Consider the following 18,242-nt stretch of genomic DNA (forward strand, 5'->3'; position numbering starts at 1 on the left):
CACCCGCATGACCGCCTCAGCCGCCCCCGAGGCGAACCCGGCCTTCCACCTCTCCGGCGAGGCCCTAATGGGCCTGCGCCACCTCGCCCGCCGCGGTGTCACGCCGGCGACGCGGACGCTGGCGGGGCTGCCCGGCGGCATCGTCACCCGGCGGCGCGGGCGCGGGTCGGAGCCCGACGACGTGCGGCTGTGGTCGGAGGGCGACGACCGGCGCCACATCGACCGAAACGCCACCGCGCGCACCGGCATCCTGCACGTGCGCACCCACCACGACGAGCGCGACCGCGCCGTGGTGCTGCTCGCCGACTTCCGGCCCTCGATGCTGTTCGGCACCCGCCGGGCGCTGCGCTCGGTCGCGGCGGCCGAAGCGCTGGCGCTGCTCGGCTGGCGCGTGGTCGGCGACGGCGGCCGCGTCGGCCTCGTGGTCGCGGGCGGCGACGCGCCGACCGCGTTGCGCCCGGCCGGCGGCGAGCGCGCGATGACGGCGATCACCGGCGCCCTCGCGTCGGCCCACGCCCGCGCGCTCGCGCTGCCCACAGCCGACGACCCGCCCCTCGACGCGCTGCTGACGCTCGCCCGCAGCCTGCTGCCGTCCGGCGGACACCTCGTCATCGCCTCGGCGCTGGACAGCCCCGGCGCCGACTTCGACCGTCTGCTGACGCTGCTCGCCGAACGCCTCTCGATCCGTCTGATCCTGGTGAGCGACGCCTTCGAGCGGACCCGCCCGCCGGGCTTCTATCCCTTCGCCCTGCCCGACGGCCGCCGCGGCACGGTGCAGGCCGCCCGCCAGCCCACGCGCGAGCCGGCCCCCGGGCGGCTCCCCGCCGACGAGCGCTTGGCCGACTACGCCCGCCGCGGCATCGAAGGCCTGCGCCTCGACGTCGAGGCCGGCCCGGAGGCCTACGCCCCGCTGATGGAACGGCTCGATGCGGTTTTGTGAAGCCGCTGGCATTTCCTTCTCACCCCCGCAGAGGGGGGAGTGGATGCGCACGCCCAGGTGCGGAGAACCATGACCCCCGCCGACGCTCCGTCCACCCTCGACGCCCTGCGCGGGCTTCACCTGCCGAACCAGGTGGCGGGGGCGATCTCCGGCGAGGTCGTCGTCGCGATCCTCGCGGGATTCGCCGCCGCGCTGCTCGTCGGGCTGGTGCGCTATCTTCGTGTCCGCGCCCGCGCCACTCTGCGCCGGGCGGCGTTGCGCGACTTGTCCGCCGCACGAAGCCTCGATCCGGACGCGCGCCTCGTGGCACAGGCCCGGCTGCTGCGCCGCCTCGCCCGCACCCTGCACGGCGAGGCGGCCGCCGCGGCGCAAGGGACGGCATGGGCGCAGAGGCTCGACGGGCTGTTTTCCACCACCTTTTTCACGGCGGGCGCCGGGCGCACCCTCGTCGAGGGGCTCTACCGCCGCGGCGACCGGCCGGACCCGGCCGCCCTCGACGCCGAGCTCGGGCGCCTGATCGGGCGGATCCGCGGATGAGCCTGCTCCCGGCCTGGGTCACGGCGCTCGCCTCCGCGTTCGATTGGGCCGCGCCGCTGGCGCTGCTGCTCCTGCCGCTGCCGCTGCTGGTTCAGCGCTTCGTCCCGGCGGAAGCCGCGGGCGGCAGCGGCGCGTTGCGCGTCCCGCCCTCGCTGGTGGCGCAGGCGGAGGCCGGCGCCGACGTCGCCGCCCGCGGCCGGCGCCGGACCTGGGCGATCTGGACCCTGTGGGCGGCGCTCGTCGTGGCGCTCGCCGGTCCGCGCCTCGTCCTGCCGGCGACGGCGCTGCCGGCCTCGGGCCGCGAGATCATGCTCGCCATGGACCTGTCCGGCTCGATGGAGCGACGCGACTTCTCCCTCGACGGCGAGACCGTGAACCGACTCGTCGCGGTCAAGCGCGTCGGCGCCGACTTCATCCGCCGCCGGGCCGGCGACCGCATCGGCCTGGTGATCTTCGCCGACCAGGCTTTCGTGGCCGCCGGGCTCACCTTCGACACGGCGAGCGTGGCGCGGGCCCTGGAGGATGCGACCATCGGCCTCGTCGGCCGTTCCACCGGCATCGGCGACGGCCTCGGGCTGGCGCTGCGCCGGCTCGACCCGAAGGATTCCGGCGGCGAGGGGCAACCGGTCGCGTCCTCGAAGGCGGTGATCCTGCTCTCCGACGGCGCCAACAACGCCGGCCAAACCACGCCGAAGGACGTGGCGGCGCTGGCGAAGGAGCTCGGGATCAAGGTCTACACGATCGCGCTCGGTCCCCGCGACATGGCCGACGCCGACGGCGAGCAGGACGTGGTCGACACCGAGACGCTCCGGGAGATGGCCGAGATCACCGGCGGCAAGGCCTTCCGGGTGAAGACCACCGACGACCTCGTCGCGGTCGCCGACGCCATCGACACCCTGGAGGGGGGCCGTGCCAAGGCCCCCCCGGTGCCTCTGCGCCACGACCTCTGGCCCTGGCCCGCGGCGCTGGCCTTCGCCTGCGCCGGGCTGCTGCTGGCCTCCCGGAGGCGGGGATGAAGCGTCTTCGTTCTAGTCTCTTCGAGCGGGCGCGAGACTTCGGCGCGACCAATACCGCGCATCCCCTCTCCCCGCCTGCGGGGAGAGGGCCGTGCCGACCTCGTCGTCGGCGCGGCGAGGCGGCAGCCGAAGGTGAAGGGGTGCTTCCGGACGCCCGCCTTCGGCAACGCCCCCTCACCGCCGCTTCGGCTTCGCCTGCGCTTCCCGCAGGCACGACGAGGTGCCTGCGGGCCTCTCCCCGCCTGCGGGGAGAGGGGGGCCCTCTCCACCGAGGGAGCGTTCGGCGATGACCCTCTTCGACGCCTACGCGCTCCTACGCCCCTGGTGGCTGCTGGCGATTCCCGTGATCGCCGTGCTGGCCTTCCGGGCCGCCGCCCGCGCGGCGCCGCTCGGCGATTGGGCGCGGGCGGTCGACCCGGCGCTGATGGCGCTGATGGTCCGGCGCGGCGCCGTGCTCGGCGGCCGGCGGCAGGCGAACCTCGCGGCCGCCACCGCCGCGGGGGTCGTCGCACTGGCGCTCACGGGACCCGCCGTCGAGCGCAAGGACGCGACGACCTTCCGCAACCTCGACGCGACGGTGATCGTCGCCGACCTGTCGCGCTCGGTCGCTGAGGGCGGCGGGCTCAAGGACCTGCGCCAGACCGCGCAAGGCGTGGCCGAGGCCGCCGGCACCCGGGCGGTGGCGCTGGTGGTCTATGCCGGCGACGCCTACGTCGCCACCGGGCCGACCACCGACCGCGACAGCTTCGGCACCACCCTGTTCGCGCTGGACGCCGACACGGTGCCCGACCGCGGCAGCCACCCGGAGCGCGGGCTGGCCCTGGCGCGGCGCACCCTGGAGGAGGCGGGGGCGCTGGCCGCCGACGTGGTGCTGATCACCGACGGCGACGGCATCGGCGACGCGGCGTTGCGCGAGGCGGAGGCGATGCGGGCCAAGGGCTGGCGCGTCCAGGGGCTGTTCGTGCCGACGCACAAGACCTTGCCGCCCGGCGCGCCGAAGACCGACCGGGCGGCCCTCGACCGGCTGGTCTCGGCCGGCGGCGGGGTCGCGGCCGACCTGTCGGCGCCGGCCCCCGTGCTCGACGCGGTGGGCGCCGGCACGGCCCAGCACCTGGCCGCGGGCGGCTACGCGGTGCTCGCCTTCGCCGACCTCGGCCGCTGGCTGCTGCTGCTGGCGCTGGTGCCGGCGCTGATCCTGTTCCGGAGGAGTGCGTGATGGCAGCCCGCGTGCTCGGCCGCCTGCCTGTCTCTCCCACCCTTTCGGCCGCCCTCTCGCGCGGCTGGCGGCGCTGGGCGCGGACCGTCGGGATCGCGGCGGCCGGCGCCGGCATCCTGGCGCTGCTGTTGGTCTCGCAGCCGCGCACCGGCCTCGGCCGCCTGCTGATGGGGGTCGGACTGCCCTCAGTGGCGCTCGCGATCCTCGACGACCCGGCCTGGCGCGGGCCGGCGCTCTACGAGGCCGGGCGCTACGACGAGGCCGCGGCGCTGTTCCGCAACGGCGGCCGGCGCAATTCGTACAACCTCGGCAACGCACTCGCCCGGATGGGCGACTATGCCGGCGCGATCGAGGCCTACGACGCGGCGCTGCAGTTCAACCCGCGCGACGCCGACGCGCAGGCCAACCGCTCGCTGCTCGCCAAGCTCGTCGCCGAGGCGATCGACCGCAAGGGCGGCGGCACCGCCAACGGCTCGGCGCAGTACGGCGCCCGCTACAACAACACCGCCAACCAGGAGAAGGACGAAACGCTCCAGGCCAATTCCAGCGGCGAAGGCCTGGCCGGCAACAAGGAGTCGAGCTCGTCCGCCTCGATCCCCGGCAACAGCAAGGTCGCGCGCCGGGGCCAGGCCGAGCAGCAGACCGTGGAATCCGGTCGCGGCGAGGCCCGCGGTTCGGCCGGCGACGCCGCCGGGCGCGGCCGCACCGGCGGCGGCTCGGCGATGGTGGCCGAGGCCCCCGAGAAGGAGGTGCGACGCGTCACCAAGAGCTTCGAGGCCCACGAGATCCGCCCCGACCGCCTCTGGCTCCAGACCCTGCCGGACGACCCCGGCCGCTACCTCAAGCTCCGCATCAAGGCCGAGCAGACCCGCCGCATCGAAGCCGGCACGAGCATGCCCGCCGGGAGCAACCCATGGTGACGGCTTTGGACGCGACGAGCCCGATCCCAATCCCGAGGGATGCGCTGGAGACGCCGCGCGGCTCCTTCTCCCATGGGGAGAAGGGTGGGATGAGGGGCGTGACCTCTCCGGCACGTTCTCGTCCCTCACGCCGACCCTCTCCCGCCCGGGAGAGGGGGCCCGCGCCCGCTCCGGCGACGTTCCGTCGTCACGCCCGCGGGTGGATCGGTGCGCTGCTCGCGCTCCTGTTCGTCACTCAGCCCGCCCGCGCCGAGGTCGAGCCCGGCGACCTCACCCTCACGGTGACCCCTGAGCTGAACGGCAACGCCGCGCCCTTCGTACGCGAGATGGTGCTGCTCAAGATCCACGGGGTCTACAAGCAGCAGATCCTGCTCGAGGAGGTGATCCAGCCGACGCTGGCCAACTTCAGTTGGAGCCAGCTCGGCCGTGACCGCTGGAGCAAGACCAAGCTGAAGGACGGCCAGAGCGCCATCGCCTTCGACCGGGTGATCGCGGTGTTCCCGCACCATGCCGGCGACTTCACCATCGAACCGTTCGACCACCGCCTGACGATCAACGACAACGGCGACCGCCGCGTCGTCGACGTGCGCTCCGGCCCGATCGCCCTGCCGGTCGCGACCTGGACCAAGGAGGGCGGCGGGCCGGACGCCAAGGAGCCGTGGTGGCTGCCGGCGAAGGACGTGACGATCACCGATTCCTGGTCGCCCGACCCGGAGACGGTGAAGCTCGGCGACACCACACGGCGCATCGTGACGGTGGAGGCGCAGGGGATGGTCGCGGAAGGGCTGCCGCCGCGCCCAGTGATGCGCACCCGCGGCATCCTCACCTTCGCCGGCCCGGTCACCCGCGAGACCCTGATCACCCCCGCCGGGCCGGTGGCGCGCGCCACCTACCAGTGGGACGTGAAGGCCGGCGTGCCCGAGATCATCCCGCTCGACGCGATCGTGATCCCATGGTTCGACACGGTCTCGCGCACCATGCGCGAGGCCGAGATTCCCGCCCGCCAGATCGGCGGTGGCCTGCCCGACCGGGAGGGCGACCTCGCGCCTCCGCTCGCCGCTGCGCCGTGGGTCGCGGCCGCCGCCGCGCTCGCCGCCTTCGGCCTCGGGCTGGCGCTGATCGGGTTCGGGACGGGCGCCGGCGCGCTGCGCCTGCCGCGCGGCACCCGGGCGGCCCTGCGCCGCGCGGCCGGCACGGGCGACGCCGTGGGCTTCCGTGCGGTGACGCTGTCGGCCGAGCCCGACCTCGCGCAGGCCTGGCGCGCCGATCCCGACACCGCGGCCGGCCTCGCTGCGCTCGACCGCGCGCTCTATGCGCCGGCCGGCCCCGCGAAGCCCGACCTCAAGAGCCTCGCCCGCCGTCTGTCGCGCCCGGTGCGGCGGCCCGCCTCCGGCCCCGGGCCGGCCGACCGCCTCCATCCCCTCGACGGCCCGGTCGACCGCTCCCTCGACCGCCCTGTGCGGGGCTGACCGCGCCGCGAACCGTCAGTCGACCGCGATGGCGACGAGGGAGAACAGGCCGGCCAGCAGCAGGTTGGCGACGAGCACGAGGGCGATCACGGTCATGGACATCTTGTCGGTTGGGGCCGCCGGTCCGGCGCGCCGCATTCCATAGCCCGGCCGCCCGGCCCCGTCCGCAGGGCCGCCAGCGAGCCGCGAAAAGTCCCGCCGGCGATGCAGGCCGGCCACGTCACCGCGGAGCCGCAGGCAAGGGCCGACGACGCGTCCCGACCCACACGTCTTGCGTGTGCAACGCTTTCCCGCCACCATCGTTAACGAACCGTTCACGAATGGGGTGTGGCATGACGATAGGATCGATCGGCGGGGCCCTCACGGCGGCCACGAGCTTCTTCGGCCTCGGTGGCCGCCTGCGTGCGGATGCGCTCCCGGCCCACCCGCAGGCCGACGACGACGTGTTCGAGCCGAATCCCGACGGCTTCGCCCCCGGCGAGCCCTGCTTCGAAGCCGTCGCCGAGGCCCTGGCCGAGGCGGGATACCTCGACGCATGAGGATTTTTTCGCGTCGGGCATGCCCGGCGGGCCGCGTCGTGTATCTGCCTGCGCGAACACATGACGCCGGAGCCACATAACGTTCTTTCTAAGAAACGCGTCGCGCTTCGCGCTTCTCTTCTCTGGCAGGCCATTTCTGTAGAAGGACCCCGTCGCCGTCCGCTCGGTTGAGGCACGCGCCGGAAGAATGATCATGTCTTCCACCGTGTTCCTGGGATGGAAGGACGGCGATCCACCAGTTGACAACGTTCTGTAAAACGAACGAGAACCCGACTTCTTCGTCAGGGACGGTGCCCGATGGGCCGTCGTCCAGCGGTGATGACCGGAGGATCGGCGTGAGCGAGCGGAACGGAACACGGCGCGCGGGACGGATCGGGCGGCGCACGGCGCTGGCGGGGCTGTGCCTGGCCGGCGGCCTGTTCGCGGCGGGCGGCGCTCAGGCGCAGACGGCCCTGCTCAACGTCTCCTACGACCCGACGCGCGAACTCTACCGCGACGTCAACGCGGCCTTCGCGGAGGAGTGGAAGGCCAAGACCGGCGAGACGCTGACGGTGCGCGCCTCCCATGGCGGCTCGGGCTCGCAGGCCCGCACGGTGATCGACGGCGTCGACGCCGACGTGGTGACGCTCGGCATCCCCTCCGACATCGACGCGATCGCCAAGCTGACCAAGAAGATTTCCGCGGACTGGCGCACCAAGCAGCCGAACGACGCGCTGCCCTACACCTCGACGGTGGTGTTCCTGGTGCGCAAGGGCAACCCGAAGGGCGTGAAGGACTGGGGAGACCTCGCCAAGCCCGACATCAAGGTCATCACCCCGAACCCCAAGACCTCGGCCGGCGGACGCTGGAACTTCCTCGCCGCCTGGGGCTACGCCTACAACCAGGACAACGACACGGCCAAGGCCGACGCCTTCGTCGGCACCGTCTACAAGAACGTGCCGGTGCTCGACACCGGCGCGCGCGGCTCCACCGTCACCTTCGCGCAGCGGGGCTTGGGCGACGTGCTGCCGACCTGGGAGAACGAGGCCTACCTCGTGCTGCAGGAGTTCGGCGCCGACAAGTTCGACATCGTCGTGCCGCCGACCTCGATCTACGCCGAGCCGCCGGTGGCGCTCGTCGACGCCAACGTCGACCGCAAGGGCACCCGCAAGCAGGCGGAGGCCTACCTCGCCTTCCTCTACACCGACAAGGCGCAGGCGATCTTCGCCAAGCACCATTACCGCCCGTTCAAGCCCCAGGCCGCGGCCGAGGCCGACCTCAAGCAGCTGCCCGAGATCAAGCTGTTCAAGATCGAGGACCTCCAAGGCAACTGGGACGAGATCCAGAAGAAGAACTTCGACACCGGCGGCCTGTTCGACCAGTTGAGCCGCCAGGGGCGGTAAACGCTCCACGCTTTCCCTCCCCCCTCTGTGGGGGAGGGTGGGCCGCGAGCTAAGTCGGGAGAGGGGAGCGCCCTCTCCGGACTACGCGCTCCCCTCTCCCGACCCTCGCTCACGCGAGGGCCACCCTCCCCCGCAGAGGGGGGAGGGACGATCCGTCGAGGCATCATGGTCGCCCCACCCCGCCCGAAGCGGCGTTTCCGACAACCCAGCGTGATCCCCGGCTTCGGGCTCACCTTCGGCTACACGCTGACCTGCCTCGGGCTGGTGGTGCTGCTGCCGCTCGCCGCCCTCGTCGCCAAGGCCTCGGGCCTCGGCCTGTCGGGGATCTGGTACGTCGCCACCGACCCGCGCGTCGCCAGCGCCCTCAAGATCAGCTTCGGCGTGTCGCTGCTCGCCGCGCTTACCGCCTCGGTGTTCGGATTCCTCGTCGCCTGGGTGCTGACCCGCTACCGCTTCCCCGGGCGCAAGCTCGTCGACGCGGTGGTCGACCTGCCCTTCGCCCTGCCGACGGCGGTGGCGGGCATCGCGCTGGCCTCGCTCTACGCGCCGAACGGGCTGGTCGGCGCGCAACTGACGAAACTCGGCATCCAGGCCGCCTACACCCCGGTCGGCATCTTCATCGCCATGGTGTTCATCGGCCTGCCCTTCGCCGTGCGCACCGTCCAGCCGCTGATCGCCGAGATCGACAAGGAGGTCGAGGAGGCCTCCGCGACGCTGGGCGCCACCCGGTGGACGACGCTGACCAGGGTGGTGCTGCCGCCGCTGATCCCGGCGGTGCTCACCGGCTTCGCGCTGGCCTTCGCCCGCGGCGTCGGCGAGTACGGCTCGATCATCTTCATCGCCGGCAACCTGCCTTACGTCTCCGAGATCGCGCCGCTCTTGATCGTCATCAAGCTCTCCGAGTTCGATTACGGGGGCGCCGCGGCGATCGCCACGATCATGCTCGGGATCTCGTTCCTGACCCTGCTCGCGATCAACCTGATCCAGGCCTGGAGCCGCCGGAGGTTCGGTTATGTCTGATCTGAGCCTGACGGCCGCAGCCCCCGTGCAGGAGGATGCCGCCAACGAGGGCCGCCTCGTGCGCGGCCTGCTGATCGGCACCGCGGTGGTGTTCCTGGCGCTGTTCCTGGTGCTGCCGCTGTTCACGGTCTTCGCCCAGGCGTTTGCGCGCGGCGTCGGGGCCTATCTCGAGGCGTTCTCCGAGCCCGACGCCTGGACCGCGATCCGCCTGACGCTGACGGTGGCCGCGATCGCCGTGCCGTTCAACCTCGTCTTCGGGGTCGCCGCCGCCTGGGCGATCGCCAAGTTCGAGTTCACCGGCAAGAGCCTGCTGATCACGCTGATCGACCTGCCGTTCTCGGTCTCGCCGGTGGTCTCGGGCCTGATCTACGTGCTGCTGTTCGGGAGCCAGGGCCTGTTCGGCGGCTGGCTGCAGGCCAACGGCATCCAGATCCTGTTCGCACTGCCCGGCATCGTGCTGGCGACGGTGTTCGTCACCTTCCCGTTCGTGGCGCGCGAGCTGATCCCGCTGATGCAGGAGCAGGGCAACGCCGAGGAGGAGGCGGCGCTGACGCTCGGCGCCACCGGCCTCCACACCTTCCGCACGGTGACGCTGCCCAACATCCGCTGGGGCCTGCTCTACAGCGTCCTGCTCTGCAACGCCCGCGCCATGGGCGAGTTCGGCGCGGTCTCGGTGGTGTCCGGGCATATCCGCGGCCTGACCAACACCATCCCGCTCCACGTGGAGATCCTCTACAATGAGTACAATTTCGTCGCCGCCTTCGCCGTCGCCTCGCTCCTTGCCGGACTCGCCCTTGTCACGCTCGCCCTCAAATCCCTCCTCGAATGGCGCTACGGGGCGGAGCTCGGGTCGCGGGCACGGCATTAACGCGAATTCGACCGCGATCCGCGTCGAGGGCCTGTCGAAGACCTTCGACACGGCGGCCGTCCTGCACGACTTCAACCTCGACGTGCGCGCGGGCGAATTGCTCGGCCTGCTCGGCCCCTCGGGCTCCGGCAAGACCACGCTGCTGCGCATCATCGCCGGGCTCGACACGCCTGATCGCGGTCGCATCCTGTTCGGCGGCGACGACGCGACCTTCCTGCCCGTGCAGCAGCGCGCCGTCGGCTTCGTGTTCCAGCACTACGCCCTGTTCAAGCACATGAGCGTGGCCGACAACATCGCCTACGGCCTGAACGCGCGGAAGCGCTCGGAGCGCCCGCCGGCCGCCGAGATCAAGCGCCGCGTCGGCGAGCTGCTCGACCTGATCCGGCTCTCGGGCTTCGCCGACCGCTATCCCTCGCAGCTCTCGGGCGGCCAGCGCCAGCGCATCGCGCTGGCCCGCGCCCTCGCCGTCGAGCCGCGTGTCCTCCTCTTGGACGAGCCGTTCGGCGCCCTCGACGCCCAGGTGCGAAAAGACCTGCGGCGGTGGCTGCGCGAGATCCACGACCGCACCGGCCAGACCACGATCTTCGTCACCCACGACCAAGACGAGGCGCTGGAGCTCTCCGACCGGGTCGCGGTGCTCGACCGCGGCCGCCTCGAGCAGGTCGGCACCCCCGACGAAGTGCAGGAGAACCCGGCCTCGGCCACCGTGCTGCGTTTCCTCGGCGATGCGATCGAGGTCGAGGCGATCACGGAGGGCGGCCAGGTCCGCGTCGACGGCCGGCCCACCCCGGTCGTCGCGCCGGCCGGCCTGATCGGCCCCGTCAAACTCTTCGTGCGGCCCTGGCAGCTGCAACTGGTGGAGCCCGCCACCGCGCATCTCACCGGCACCGTCCGCTCGTCCTACCGCAGCCAAGGCCGGCAGCGCATCGAGGTCGCCCGCCCCGACGGCGGCCTGCTGATCGTCGAGGATTCCGACGGCGAGCGCTACGCCACCGGCCGCGAGGTCGGCCTGCGGATCAACGGGGGATACGTGTTCGGGTGAGGCGCTTCCGGGCTTGGTCGGCCGGTGATATGTTCGACGAATACCGAATTTGTCGAACGCCAGGGTGACGCGATACCGAAGGCCGCAGCGAACACGGACACAAACGGCCCGATCCCAGGGGGAGCCGTTTCGAGGCGGTGATGGAGGCCGCCGAACGTTCCGGGCTGCTGGCCGACAAGAGCGCGCGCATCAGCAACCGGATCAGCCCGGCCCCGCTCGACCAGGCGAAGCGGCGCATGGGCATCGCGGCGGATACCGACCTCATCGCCTTCGCGCTGGCCAGCGTCGCGCTGGACGACGACTTCGCGACCGTGTTCGAGGCGGTGGGCGGTACGGTGGACCCGGACCTGAAGCTCGGGTTCTGAGGCGGCGGATTTCGATTTCGCGGCGGCCGTCCGCTGGGCGCGCTTCGCGCCGCGCGCCACCCGCGCGCCACCCTCGCGCGTCGGCGCGACGCGGATCTGCCGTTTCTCGATGCGGCTCAGGTGGCCGGGTCTGCCCTGTTGCTCGACACCTGCGTCTCCATCGATCGCCTCCAGGGGCGTGCGCCGGCCGCCGTCGTCCGTGCGATCACGACGCGGCCCGTCAACCACGCGACCGTGGCCATCCAGGAACTGATGCACACGGTCGGCGTCCTGAACCCGGACGACCCGCGGACAGTGGCGGCGGTCTCGGCGATCGGGCGGCAGATCGATGCGATGCGCCCGCATCGGGTCTTCGCTCCGGACGCGGACGTGCTCGGCCGCGCGGCGCTGCTGTCCGGCATCCTCTGCCGGCTACAGGGCTATGCTGCCGACGGCCGCCTGCGCGCGCTGCAGGATTGCGTGCTGTTCCTGCTGGCGCAGAAGCTCGGGCTCACCGTTCTGACCCGCAACATCGCCGACTTCGACGGCCTGCTGCACCTGATCTCGGCCGGCCGCGTGCTGCTCTACCGGACGGCCTAAGGCGGCATCTGGGCTCGCGGCCGGGAGGCTCCCCGGCCTACGCTGCCGTCCCGTCCCGGCGCCGCAGCACCGAGTGCTTGCGGCCGTAGACGTAGTAGATCACGAAGCCGATCGCCATCCACACGACGAGCCGGATCCAGGTGTCGAGCGGCAGGCCCGCCATCAGGAACAGGCAGGACAGGATGCCGAGCAGGGGGACCATCGGCACGTAGGGCACGCGGAACGGGCGGGGCCGCTTCTTGTCCGAGCGCCGCAGGTAGATCACCGAGCCGCAGACCAGGATGAAGGCGGCGAGCGTCCCGATGCTCACCATCTCGCCGAGGATGCCGATCGGCACCAGGGCGGCCACCACCGCCACCACCGAGCCGATCAGGAGCTGGCTGCGATAGGGCGTCTGGTAGGTCGGGTGCACGTGGGCGAACAGGCGCGGCAGCAGGCCGTCGTTGGCCATGGTGTAGAAGATCCGGCTCTGGCCGTAGAGCAGCACCAGGATCACGGTGGTCAGGCCGGTGAGCGCCCCGAGCTTGATCAGCGCCGAGAACCACGCGATCCCGATCACGTCGACGCCCTTGGCGATCGGATCGGGGACGTTGAGATCCTTGTAGGGCACCACGCCGGTGAGCACGGCGGCGACCAGCACGTAGAGCACCGTGCAGATCGCGAGCGAGCCGAGGATGCCGATCGGCATGTCGCGCTGGGGCGACTTCGCCTCCTGCGCGGCGGTGGAGACCGCATCGAACCCGATGAAGGCGAAGAACACCACGCCCGCCCCGCGCAGGACGCCGCTCCAGCCGAAATGGCCGAAATTGCCGTCGTTGTCGGGGATGAACGGGGTCCAGTTCGCCTGCTTGATGTAGCCGTAGCCGAGCACGATGAAGGCGATCACCACGGTCAGCTTCACCGCCACCATGATGTTGTTGAGCCGGGCCGATTCCTTGGTGCCGCGCACCAGCAGCAGCGTCAGCAGCGCGACGATCAGCACCGCCGGCAGGTTCGCGAACGCCGTGGCGTCGGAGCCGTCGGCGAGCTTCACCGCGGTGCCGGGCGCGGCGGTGAAGCGGGCCGGGATCACCAGCCCGACATCCTTGAGCAGGCTGACGACGTAGCCCGACCAGCCGACCGCCACGGTGGCGGCGCCCATGGCGTATTCGAGGATCAGGTCCCAGCCGATGATCCAGGCGAAGAGTTCGCCCAAGGTCGCATAGGTGTAGGTGTAGCTCGATCCCGCCACCGGGATCAGCGCCGCCATCTCGGCGTAGCACAGCCCGACGAAGGCGCAGGCGATGCCGCCGGCCACGAACGACAGCATGATCCCCGGCCCGGCATATTGCGCGGCCGCGGTGCCGGTGAGCACGAAGATGCCCGCGCCGATGACGGCGCCGATGCCCATCGCGATGATCGAGAACAGGCCGAGCGATTTCGAGAGCTGATGCCCGTCGCCCTCACCCCCCGCGATGATGTCCTCGACGGTCTTGCGCGCCGTCAGGCCGGAGGGTTGGTCCTTGGACGCCATGATCTCTCCGATCCACGAAGCGAGATTCAGCACCATGTCGGCCGGTCGAGGACGACGCCAGCCGCCGCGGCGGGCGATCCCCCGGTTTCGGGCCGTCCTCGGCCGAGCGTGGTTCGAACGGAACCGCAAAAATCGCGCCGCGGCGATGGCGCTTGGGTTCGAGATCGGATCGGAAGGATGGGTTCGGACAGATTGGCACCTGGTCGGGGGGGACGGGGGCGCCTGTCCCTACGTGGCCGCATGCTCGACATCCTCGACGTAGGCAAAACCAGGGACTGCCGGCACAAGGAGTGCGATAGAAGGCCAGCCGCGGTGCCACGGGGTGCAGATCGAGGCCGTAACAGGACGTCTTGATGTTCCTCAGCGTATTCGACGTGTTCAAGCTCGGCCTGGGGCCGTCCTCGTCCCACACGATGGGGCCGATGACGGCGGCGGCCGACTTCCTCGACCTTCTGCGGGCCAGTCCGGCGAAAGGCGCGGCTGCCGCAGTGCGCGTGACCCTGTACGGGTCGCTCGCCTTCACGGGGAAGGGCCATGCCACCGACCGCGCGGTGTCGTTCGGCCTGCTCGGCTACCGGCCCGCCGACATCGAGATGGCCGAGGCCGAGCGCCGGCTCGAGGACCTGCGCGTCGACAAGTGCCTCGTCCTGCCGGGGCTTCCGGTTCTCGCCTTCGATCCCGAAAGCGCGGTCGCGTTCGATTTCGGGCCTCCGCTGCCCGGCCACGCGAACGGGCTCGTCGTCACCGCCTGCGACGGGCAGGGCTCGCCGATCCTGTCCGAGACCTACTATTCGATCGGCGGCGGCTTCATCCTCACCGCCGCGCAACGCGACGTCGTCCTGCCGCCATCTTCCGACGCCGCGGACCCGCGGCTCTGGCCCTACCCGTTCGAATCGGCGGCCGCGATGCTGCGCATGGCGCGGGACAGCGGCCTGTCCATCGCCGCCATGAAGCGCGCGAACGAGGCCGTCAGCCATTCGGAAGCCGAGATCGACGCGGGGCTCGCGCGCATCTGGACTACGATGGACGGTTGTATCGAGCGCGGGCTGTCGCGGGACGGCGAGTTGCCCGGGGGTCTTCGCGTCCGACGCCGGGCCAAGCGCATCCGGGACCAGCTGCTTGCCGAACAGGGCTCGAACCGGGAGCAGCCGCACAGCGTCACGGAATGGTTGGGCGTCTACGCCATGGCGGTCAACGAGGAGAACGCGGCCGGCGGCAAGGTGGTGACGGCGCCGACGAACGGGGCCGCAGGCGTCGTCCCCGCCGTGATCCGGTACTACCTGGACCGGTGCGTCGGCGCCGACCCGGCCCGCGTTCAGGACTTCCTTCTGACGGCCGCCGCCATCGGCGGATTGATCAAGCACAACGCCTCGATCTCGGGCGCGGAGGCCGGCTGCCAGGGGGAGGTCGGCTCCGCCAGCGCGATGGCGGCGGCCGGCCTGTGCGCCGTGCTCGGCGGCACGCCCGAGCAGGTCGAGAACGCGGCCGAGATCGCGCTGGAGCACCATCTCGGGATGACCTGCGACCCGGTCGCGGGCCTGGTGCAGGTGCCCTGCATCGAGCGGAACGGGATCGGCGCCACGAAGGCCGTCGCGGCCGCCTCGCTCGCCCTGCGCGGCGACGGCTCGCATTTCATGCCCCTCGACAACTGCATCGCAGCCATGCGGCAGACCGGCGAGGAGATGAGCACCAAATACAAGGAGACGAGCCTCGGCGGCTTGGCCGTGAACCTTCCCGAATGCTGACGACCCCGCGTCCGCCCTGGCGACGTGAGCGCCGACGAGCCGACCGGCGCCGCGGCCGCCTTCCGGCCGGCCGCCGTCCGGGCTATCGCAAGGCGCCGCCGCGCGGGGCGCGGGCGACACGGAGGCAGCGACATGGGCATGGCGACGAACCCGGATCACGCCACCCGCCCCGACGTGCTGGCGGCGATCGGCAACACGCCGCTGATCCGGCTGCGCCGGGCGTCGGAGGAGACCGGCTGCACAATCCTCGGCAAGGCCGAGTTCCTGAATCCCGGCCTCTCGGTGAAGGACCGGGCGGCGCGCGCGATCGTCGAAGACGCGGAGGCGCGCGGGCTGATCCGGCCGGGCGGCACCATCGTCGAAGGCACGGCGGGCAACACCGGAATCGGGTTGGCGCTGGTCGCGTCGGTGCGCGGCTACCGCACGGTGATCGTCATCCCCGTCACGCAATCGGAGGAGAAAAAGCAGACGCTGCGGCTGGCCGGCGCCCGGCTCGTCGAAGTGCCGGCGGTGCCGTTCTCCAACCCAGACAACTACGTCCACGTCGCCCGGCGCCTCGCCGAGCGGATCGCGGCGGAAGACCCCGCCGGGGCGTTCTTCGCCGACCAGTTCGACAACGTCGCCAACCGCGGCGCGCACGAGGCGCATACCGGCCCCGAGATCTGGGACCAGACCGGCGGCACCGTCGACGGCTTCGTGTGCGCGGCCGGCACCGGCGGCACGCTCGCGGGAACCGCAGCCGCCCTGCGGGCGAAAAACCCCAAGGTCGCAATCGCGCTGGCCGACCCCGAGGGCTCGGCGCTCTACGCGCACTACACCAGCGGGACCCTGAAGGCCGAGGGCTCCTCGATCACCGAAGGCATCGGCCAGGGCAGGATCACAAAGAACCTCGAGGGCTTCACCCCCGACCACGCCTTCCGCATCGGCGATACCGAGGCGCTCGACATCGTGTTCGGGCTGATGCGCGCGGAAGGGCTGTCGCTCGGCGGCTCGTCCGGCATCAACGTCGCCGGGGCGATCCGGCTGGCGCGGGCGCTCGGGCCGGGCCACACCATCGCGACGATCCTGTGCGACGGGGCGGCGCGCTACGCCTCGAAGCTGTTCAACCCGGCCTTCCTACGCGAGCGCAACCTGCCGAGCCCTGACTGGCTCGACCGGCCCGCCGACCCGCTGCCGGACTGGCACGCCTGAGCCGGCAAAACCGTCCGTCAGTTTGCGTGCGAATTATTTGAACGGAACGGATTGTCGCGGCGTTTGCACGGTCAAGCTCACGACCCGTGCGCTCCCGCGGAGACTTCCTTCATGTCGCTCGTCACCATTCTGCTCATCATCCTGATCATTCTCGCCTTCGGTGGTGGCGGCTTCCTCGGCGGCGGCGCCTACCGCGGCCCGGGCTTCGGCCTCGGCGGCATCCTGCTCATCGTCCTGATCGTTCTGCTCGTCACTGGCCGTCTCTGACGCCGACGCGGGCGCGAAGCCCGTCCGAGCGAGGTGGATGCCGGCTCGCTTGAAGGGCGGGCGGCCACACGACCAAAGCGGGCCTGTCGCGTGATCCGAGGATCGCGCGGCAGGCCCTATCTCGTACAGCCGAGCCCGATCACGGCGCCCCCGACTGCCGAGGCGGCGGCGCCGACGCTGCCGGCGGTGGCCGCCGACGGTTTCGTGGCGATGCCGCCCTCGGCCAGGAATGCGGCGATCACGTCCTCCGGGATCACAGGAAAGCTCGCCGGCGGCACCACGCCCGCCACCAGCCGCGGCGCGGCGGGATAGCGGGCGACGAGTCCCGCGAGGCCGCCCGCGCGGTCGAGGACCGGTGCCCCCGCCGACCCGGGCTGAAGCGGTGCCGTCACCCGCGCCTCGCCCGACATCGCCCCCGGGGCCACCGACACACCCGCCCCGTCGGCGGCGACCACCACCCGATCCTCGGAGGCCGAGGTCCCGTGCAGGCCCGGCAGCCTCGGTGCCGGCAGGCCGGCGGCCTCCAGAAGCGCCAGACCCCGCTCGCTGCGCAGGACCTTGGCCGGGGCGGCGCCGACCCGCAGGTTCGGGCAGGTCTCGACCAAGGACGACGCGGTCAACACGCGGCCCGGCGCCACGACGAGGCCGGTGCCGACCACCTGCGGCGGCGTCACTTGCGGCGGCGTCACTTGCGGCGGCGTCACTTGCGGGGCCGTCACTTGCGGGGCCGTCACTTGCGAGGTCATGCCGGCCGGGGGCAGGCCCGTGGCCGGCGGTTTGGTTGCCGGCACGGCCGCGATCCTGGGCGCCTCGGCCGGCGCGTTGGGAAACGGCACGAAGCTGTTGGCGATGGCGATGACGAGGCGGTCGACGTCCGCAGCCTGCGCCGCCTCGTAGCCGATGGCGAAGCCGCGGATGCCCGCCGGTCCGGCGGCGTAGCGGAGGTAGGAACGCCCCGACGCGGTCTCGCCGGTGACCACGATGAAGTCCGGCCGCTTGAGCTTGTACGTCACCTTGCGGTCGGCGAGCGGCGCGGTCGCGCGGGCGAACAGCGCCTCGAGGTCGGTGCTGCCTGCGGGAAACGACCGGCTCTCCAGGGTCAGCCGCCCGTCGGCGCTCTGCCAGCGGGTGCCGCCGGGCACGGCGCTGCGCTTGGGCACCATCCGCTCGGGGACGCCGAGCACCGCGCCGCTCGCCGGGTCAGCCAGCACGGTGAAGCGCACGGCCTTCCGCGCGGCCTCGCCCGCGGCCAGGATCGCGGCGCGGCTCCTGGGGTCGAGGGGGTCGGCCCCGGCGGTGCGGGCGCGGGCGGCGTTCAGCGCCTCGAAGGTCCGCCGGCCGAAGGCGCCGTTGACGACGCTGTTGTAGTCGCCGGTCCAGACCAGCGCGTCCTGCAGCGCTTTGCGCTCGGCCTCGGGTAGCGCCTCGAACGCGGCCCGCATCGCCTCGAAGGCAGGGTCCGGCGCGGTGGCGGGCGCGCGCGGCGGCGGCACCTTCGGCGCCTGCGCGACGGCGGGCGCGGCGAGCAGGGCGAGGGCCACGGACAGCGGGCGGGCGGCAGACAGGGCGCGGGCGGGCATGCAGGCGATTCCCGGTGCGTGGAACGTGCCGGACGGTGGCAGAGGCCGCTGCC

The 18,242-nt window shown here is 72.1% G+C and carries 19 protein-coding genes; 16 read left to right on the forward strand and 3 right to left on the reverse strand.

Going from position 1 to position 18,242, the window contains the following annotated elements; all coding sequences use genetic code 11:
- Positions 1-7: 7 nt before the first annotated feature.
- The 6 genes from FV226_RS02175 to FV226_RS02200 all read left to right on the forward strand — a co-directional run bounded on the left by FV226_RS02175 (position 8) and on the right by FV226_RS02200 (position 6,098).
- The gene (locus FV226_RS02175) at positions 8-940 is read left to right on the forward strand and encodes a DUF58 domain-containing protein (RefSeq protein ID WP_147761620.1); all 933 of its coding nucleotides are present in this window, start codon (positions 8-10) and stop codon (positions 938-940) included.
- A gap of 69 nt (positions 941-1,009) precedes the next feature.
- A complete protein-coding gene (locus FV226_RS02180; RefSeq protein WP_147761621.1) occupies positions 1,010-1,477 on the forward strand; it encodes a DUF4381 family protein in 468 nt (155 codons plus the stop codon).
- The gene (locus FV226_RS02185) at positions 1,474-2,493 is read left to right on the forward strand and encodes a VWA domain-containing protein (RefSeq protein ID WP_147761622.1); all 1,020 of its coding nucleotides are present in this window, start codon (positions 1,474-1,476) and stop codon (positions 2,491-2,493) included. Before FV226_RS02180 ends, FV226_RS02185 begins: the two co-directional genes overlap by 4 nt.
- Positions 2,494-2,779: 286 nt before the next feature.
- Positions 2,780-3,709 carry a VWA domain-containing protein gene (locus FV226_RS02190; protein ID WP_147761623.1) on the forward strand — a complete coding sequence of 310 codons (930 nt, stop codon included), beginning with the start codon at positions 2,780-2,782 and terminating at the stop codon, positions 3,707-3,709.
- Positions 3,709-4,629, forward strand: coding sequence for a tetratricopeptide repeat protein (locus FV226_RS02195; RefSeq protein WP_147761624.1), 921 nt, complete (start codon positions 3,709-3,711; stop codon positions 4,627-4,629). The genes FV226_RS02190 and FV226_RS02195 overlap by 1 nt, the downstream gene beginning before the upstream one ends.
- The gene (locus tag FV226_RS02200; protein WP_246691462.1) at positions 4,623-6,098 is read left to right on the forward strand and encodes a hypothetical protein; all 1,476 of its coding nucleotides are present in this window, start codon (positions 4,623-4,625) and stop codon (positions 6,096-6,098) included. Before FV226_RS02195 ends, FV226_RS02200 begins: the two co-directional genes overlap by 7 nt.
- Before the next feature lie 15 nt (positions 6,099-6,113).
- Here FV226_RS02200 and FV226_RS28880 read toward each other — a convergent pair whose 3' ends face one another.
- Complete coding sequence (locus FV226_RS28880; RefSeq protein WP_281406015.1) at positions 6,114-6,236, reverse strand: hypothetical protein; 123 nt, start codon at positions 6,234-6,236, stop codon at positions 6,114-6,116.
- 194 nt (positions 6,237-6,430) lie between these two features.
- Here FV226_RS28880 and FV226_RS02205 point away from each other — a divergent pair, with 194 nt between their 5' ends.
- The 7 genes from FV226_RS02205 to FV226_RS02240 all read left to right on the forward strand — a co-directional run bounded on the left by FV226_RS02205 (position 6,431) and on the right by FV226_RS02240 (position 11,893).
- Positions 6,431-6,637 (forward strand): hypothetical protein, encoded by a 207-nt coding sequence (locus FV226_RS02205; RefSeq protein WP_147761625.1) that lies wholly within the window; start codon positions 6,431-6,433, stop codon positions 6,635-6,637.
- Between the two features lie 389 nt (positions 6,638-7,026).
- Positions 7,027-8,019 (forward strand): sulfate ABC transporter substrate-binding protein, encoded by a 993-nt coding sequence (locus FV226_RS02210; protein ID WP_246685419.1) that lies wholly within the window; start codon positions 7,027-7,029, stop codon positions 8,017-8,019.
- A gap of 165 nt (positions 8,020-8,184) precedes the next feature.
- On the forward strand, positions 8,185-9,039 hold the full coding sequence (gene cysT / locus FV226_RS02220; RefSeq protein WP_147761626.1) for a sulfate ABC transporter permease subunit CysT: 855 nt from the start codon (positions 8,185-8,187) through the stop codon (positions 9,037-9,039).
- Entirely contained in the window at positions 9,032-9,907 is an 876-nt protein-coding gene (cysW, locus tag FV226_RS02225; protein ID WP_147753992.1) for a sulfate ABC transporter permease subunit CysW, read from the forward strand. Before cysT ends, cysW begins: the two co-directional genes overlap by 8 nt.
- 16 nt (positions 9,908-9,923) lie before the next feature.
- The gene (locus tag FV226_RS02230; RefSeq protein WP_306422429.1) at positions 9,924-10,949 is read left to right on the forward strand and encodes a sulfate/molybdate ABC transporter ATP-binding protein; all 1,026 of its coding nucleotides are present in this window, start codon (positions 9,924-9,926) and stop codon (positions 10,947-10,949) included.
- A 140-nt stretch (positions 10,950-11,089) separates the two neighbouring features.
- Positions 11,090-11,314: a hypothetical protein gene (locus FV226_RS02235; protein WP_147761627.1), complete on the forward strand. Its 225-nt coding sequence runs from the start codon at positions 11,090-11,092 to the stop codon at positions 11,312-11,314.
- A 120-nt stretch (positions 11,315-11,434) separates the two neighbouring features.
- The gene (locus tag FV226_RS02240) at positions 11,435-11,893 is read left to right on the forward strand and encodes a DNA-binding protein (RefSeq protein WP_246685418.1); all 459 of its coding nucleotides are present in this window, start codon (positions 11,435-11,437) and stop codon (positions 11,891-11,893) included.
- A gap of 37 nt (positions 11,894-11,930) precedes the next feature.
- Here FV226_RS02240 and FV226_RS02245 read toward each other — a convergent pair whose 3' ends face one another.
- Positions 11,931-13,406, reverse strand: a complete 1,476-nt coding sequence (locus FV226_RS02245; protein ID WP_147753994.1) for an amino acid permease — start codon at positions 13,404-13,406, stop codon at positions 11,931-11,933.
- Between the two features lie 353 nt (positions 13,407-13,759).
- Here FV226_RS02245 and FV226_RS02250 point away from each other — a divergent pair, with 353 nt between their 5' ends.
- The 3 genes from FV226_RS02250 to FV226_RS02260 all read left to right on the forward strand — a co-directional run bounded on the left by FV226_RS02250 (position 13,760) and on the right by FV226_RS02260 (position 16,609).
- Entirely contained in the window at positions 13,760-15,151 is a 1,392-nt protein-coding gene (locus FV226_RS02250) for an L-serine ammonia-lyase (protein ID WP_147761628.1), read from the forward strand.
- A gap of 138 nt (positions 15,152-15,289) precedes the next feature.
- Entirely contained in the window at positions 15,290-16,342 is a 1,053-nt protein-coding gene (locus FV226_RS02255) for a cysteine synthase A (RefSeq protein WP_147761708.1), read from the forward strand.
- Positions 16,343-16,453: 111 nt separating this feature from the next.
- Entirely contained in the window at positions 16,454-16,609 is a 156-nt protein-coding gene (locus tag FV226_RS02260; protein ID WP_007563230.1) for a hypothetical protein, read from the forward strand.
- A gap of 116 nt (positions 16,610-16,725) precedes the next feature.
- On the opposite strand, the gene FV226_RS02265 is transcribed toward FV226_RS02260, so the two are convergent.
- Positions 16,726-18,189, reverse strand: a complete 1,464-nt coding sequence (locus FV226_RS02265; protein ID WP_147761629.1) for a serine protease — start codon at positions 18,187-18,189, stop codon at positions 16,726-16,728.
- Between the last annotated feature and the right edge of the window lie 53 nt (positions 18,190-18,242).

Origin of the sequence: Methylobacterium sp. WL12 (assembly GCF_008039475.1) — a bacterium.
GTDB classification, from domain to species: domain Bacteria; phylum Pseudomonadota; class Alphaproteobacteria; order Rhizobiales; family Beijerinckiaceae; genus Methylobacterium; species Methylobacterium cerastii.

Excerpts from the sequence above, each read along its gene's own strand:
- FV226_RS02180 (WP_147761621.1), top strand. The coding sequence starts at position 1,010 with ATGACCCCCGCCGACGCTCCGTCCACCCTCGACGCCCTGCGCGGGCTT.
- FV226_RS02245 (WP_147753994.1), bottom strand. The coding sequence starts at position 13,406 with ATGGCGTCCAAGGACCAACCCTCCGGCCTGACGGCGCGCAAGACCGTC.
- FV226_RS02255 (WP_147761708.1), top strand. The coding sequence starts at position 15,290 with ATGGCGACGAACCCGGATCACGCCACCCGCCCCGACGTGCTGGCGGCG.
- FV226_RS02200 (WP_246691462.1), top strand. The coding sequence starts at position 4,623 with ATGGTGACGGCTTTGGACGCGACGAGCCCGATCCCAATCCCGAGGGAT.
- FV226_RS02175 (WP_147761620.1), top strand. The coding sequence starts at position 8 with ATGACCGCCTCAGCCGCCCCCGAGGCGAACCCGGCCTTCCACCTCTCC.
- FV226_RS02260 (WP_007563230.1), top strand. The coding sequence starts at position 16,454 with ATGTCGCTCGTCACCATTCTGCTCATCATCCTGATCATTCTCGCCTTC.
- FV226_RS02265 (WP_147761629.1), bottom strand. The coding sequence starts at position 18,189 with ATGCCCGCCCGCGCCCTGTCTGCCGCCCGCCCGCTGTCCGTGGCCCTC.
- FV226_RS28880 (WP_281406015.1), bottom strand. The coding sequence starts at position 6,236 with ATGCGGCGCGCCGGACCGGCGGCCCCAACCGACAAGATGTCCATGACC.
- FV226_RS02250 (WP_147761628.1), top strand. The coding sequence starts at position 13,760 with ATGTTCCTCAGCGTATTCGACGTGTTCAAGCTCGGCCTGGGGCCGTCC.
- FV226_RS02195 (WP_147761624.1), top strand. The coding sequence starts at position 3,709 with ATGGCAGCCCGCGTGCTCGGCCGCCTGCCTGTCTCTCCCACCCTTTCG.
- FV226_RS02205 (WP_147761625.1), top strand. The coding sequence starts at position 6,431 with ATGACGATAGGATCGATCGGCGGGGCCCTCACGGCGGCCACGAGCTTC.
- FV226_RS02185 (WP_147761622.1), top strand. The coding sequence starts at position 1,474 with ATGAGCCTGCTCCCGGCCTGGGTCACGGCGCTCGCCTCCGCGTTCGAT.
- FV226_RS02235 (WP_147761627.1), top strand. The coding sequence starts at position 11,090 with ATGGAGGCCGCCGAACGTTCCGGGCTGCTGGCCGACAAGAGCGCGCGC.
- cysT (WP_147761626.1), top strand. The coding sequence starts at position 8,185 with ATGGTCGCCCCACCCCGCCCGAAGCGGCGTTTCCGACAACCCAGCGTG.
- cysW (WP_147753992.1), top strand. The coding sequence starts at position 9,032 with ATGTCTGATCTGAGCCTGACGGCCGCAGCCCCCGTGCAGGAGGATGCC.
- FV226_RS02190 (WP_147761623.1), top strand. The coding sequence starts at position 2,780 with ATGACCCTCTTCGACGCCTACGCGCTCCTACGCCCCTGGTGGCTGCTG.